We start from the raw sequence: 2,511 nt of genomic DNA, 5'->3' as shown, positions 1-2,511 counted from the left end.
AAAACCGGCTGCCTTTTACGACTTATTTACGCGTACCGAACAAAAGAGTGGATATATTTTCAATCCCAAGGTCTCTTACCTTGTGATTTGGATTAAACAACCCATAGAAATAAACGAGGAGGGATTTTATGGAAAAAGAGTTTGTCCGTTGTCAGATTGAGGAAGGAATTGCTGTTGTAACGATCGACAACCAACCCGCGCTGAATGCCTTAAATCAGCCCATCCTTACGCAGTTGGATCGAATTTTCGAAGCTTTGGCAGGGAATCCTGAAGTCAAAGGAGTGATCATTACCGGCGGAGGGGAGAAATCATTCGTGGCTGGGGCGGATATATCAGAATTTAATCAGGTCAAAGGTGATTCTGCGGCGGCGTTTATGGCCCGCGGTCAGCGCATTTTCGATAAAATAGAGGCCTTTGACCGGCCGGTAATCGCCGCCATTAATGGATTTGCTCTGGGAGGCGGAAATGAGTTGGCTATGTGCTGTGACATGCGCATCGCCGCAGAAAACGCCATCTTCGGACAACCCGAAGTATCTTTGGGTATCATTCCAGGATATGGGGGAACCCAACGCCTTCCCCGCTTGGTTGGAGCGGGCAAAGCCAAAGAAATCATTTTTGCCGATGAACGCATCAATGCCCAGGAGGCCCTGCGGATAGGTTTGGTCCAAAGGGTCGTTCCTAAAGGCCAAGCAGTGGAAGAGGCCAAGAAATTACTCAAAAAAATAATGAGTAAAGGTCCCGTGGCCATTAAAATGGCTAAAAAAGCGATCAACGAAGGCCTGGCCATGTCTTTGCGCGGAGGCCAGGATCTGGAAGCACAATGCCAAAGCGTCTGTTTTGCTACTGAGGACAAAGACGAAGGAGCGAAGGCTTTTATTGAAAAACGGCCATCAAATTTTAAGGGAAAATAGAAAAGACCGTGAGGCGTAAGGCGCAAAGCGTAAGGGGTATATGATAATTATCGCTTTCACGCCTAACGCTCTCGCACCTAACGGTTATTCTCGGAAAGGAGAGAATAATGGAGATTAAAAAGATCTGTGTACTGGGCGCAGGACTGATGGGTTCGGGAATCACCCAAGTAGCGGCTGAAGCGGGTTGCGAAGTTACCATGCGGGACATCGAGGACCGTTTCGTCCAGGGGGGATTAAATACCATTAAGAAAAATTACGAACGGGCAATCGCTAAGGGAAAGATGACCCAAGAGCAAGTTGAGGGGGTCCTTTCCAGGATCAAAGGGGTGGTAGACCTGGCTGTTGCCGTCAAAAGTGCCGATGTGGTCATCGAAGCTGTGGTAGAAAATATGGATCTTAAAAAGCAAGTGTATAAGGAACTGGATCAACTTTGCGTCAAGGAAGCGATTCTGGCTTCCAATACCTCGGGCCTTTCCATCACAGAAATCGCCTCGGCAACCAAACGTCCAGGAAAAGTTATCGGTATGCACTTTTTCAACCCTGTACCGGTGATGAAGTTAGTGGAGATTATCAAGGGACAATCCACTGCGGAAGAGACCTTTAACGTGATCAAGACTCTGGCGGAAAAAATGGGGAAAACCCCCATTGCCGTAAATGAAGCTCCGGGTTTCGCGGTCAACCGGATTCTCGTGCCGATGATCAATGAAGCCATCTTCGTGTTACAGGAAGGGATTGCTTCGGCCGAAGACATCGACCAGGGGATGATGCTAGGGGCCAACCACCCCATCGGACCCCTGGCGTTAGCTGATTTAGTAGGTTTGGATACCCTCTTGATGGTACAGGAAAACCTTTATAAAGAGTTGGGAGATTCCAAATATCGTCCTTGCCCGTTATTGAGGAAGATGGTTCGGGCCGGCCACTTTGGGCGAAAAACAGGTAAAGGTTTCTACAATTACTCCAAGTGAACGGCGCGGCGAGCGATGAGGAAAAATTGGCCCAGGAAACCATCTCCCAAATTCGGCGCTGGTTCGAAAAAAGAGAAACTGCCAGCCGGAAAATCTTAAGTCCCAGGCTGGCGGTAAAATTCTGTGGGGGATGCAACCCTTCTTTTGACCGGGGGGCAGTGGCTCAGATTCTCCGCCGGGATTTACCGGATGTTCGTTGGGTGCCACCGGACGAAGAAGCTGATCTGCTGCTCATTATCAACGGCTGTTTCGGCAGTTGTGCTGAAAGACCGGACGTGCAAGAGAAGGCCTTAGAAAACTTGATCATTCGCAATCATTCAGTTTCCGCCATAAAGGAAAAAGGGGAAAGTTGAGGAAAGCGGCCCAGGGTTCAGGCTTGCAGGAAACATGTGATGTCTTCGGAGATGTTTTCGGCGTTAATCGGGATACCGGGAGGAAAGATGGAACGGAGGGTAAGGATTTTGATTGCCAAACCTGGACTTGACGGTCATGACCGCGGGGCTAAGGTGGTAGCACGGGCTTTACGGGATGGAGGGTTTGAGGTTGTCTATACCGGCCTCCACCAAACTCCAGAGCAGATTGTCAACGCTGCCGTCCAGGAAGACGTAGACGCAATAGGGATAAGTATCCTTTCA

The 2,511-nt window shown here is 49.3% G+C and carries 4 protein-coding genes; all 4 read left to right on the top strand.

Going from position 1 to position 2,511, the window contains the following annotated elements; all coding sequences use genetic code 11:
- The first annotated feature begins 128 nt into the window (after positions 1-128).
- On the top strand, positions 129-911 hold the full coding sequence (locus Q7V48_14625) for an enoyl-CoA hydratase-related protein (GenBank protein MDO9211961.1): 783 nt from the start codon (positions 129-131) through the stop codon (positions 909-911).
- Positions 912-1,024: 113 nt separating this feature from the next.
- Entirely contained in the window at positions 1,025-1,876 is an 852-nt protein-coding gene (locus tag Q7V48_14620) for a 3-hydroxybutyryl-CoA dehydrogenase (protein MDO9211960.1), read from the top strand.
- Positions 1,877-1,902: 26 nt separating this feature from the next.
- Positions 1,903-2,229, top strand: a complete 327-nt coding sequence (locus Q7V48_14615) for a hypothetical protein (GenBank protein ID MDO9211959.1) — start codon at positions 1,903-1,905, stop codon at positions 2,227-2,229.
- A gap of 87 nt (positions 2,230-2,316) precedes the next feature.
- Positions 2,317-2,511 (top strand): cobalamin-dependent protein (locus tag Q7V48_14610; GenBank protein MDO9211958.1); only part of this gene is annotated, 195 nt, incomplete at its 3' end.

It is taken from the genome of Deltaproteobacteria bacterium, assembly GCA_030654105.1.
Lineage (GTDB): Bacteria > Desulfobacterota > SM23-61 > SM23-61 > SM23-61 > JAHJQK01.
The sequence above is the reverse complement of the archived record's forward strand: the minus strand, read 5'-3'. Positions and strand labels throughout refer to the sequence as shown.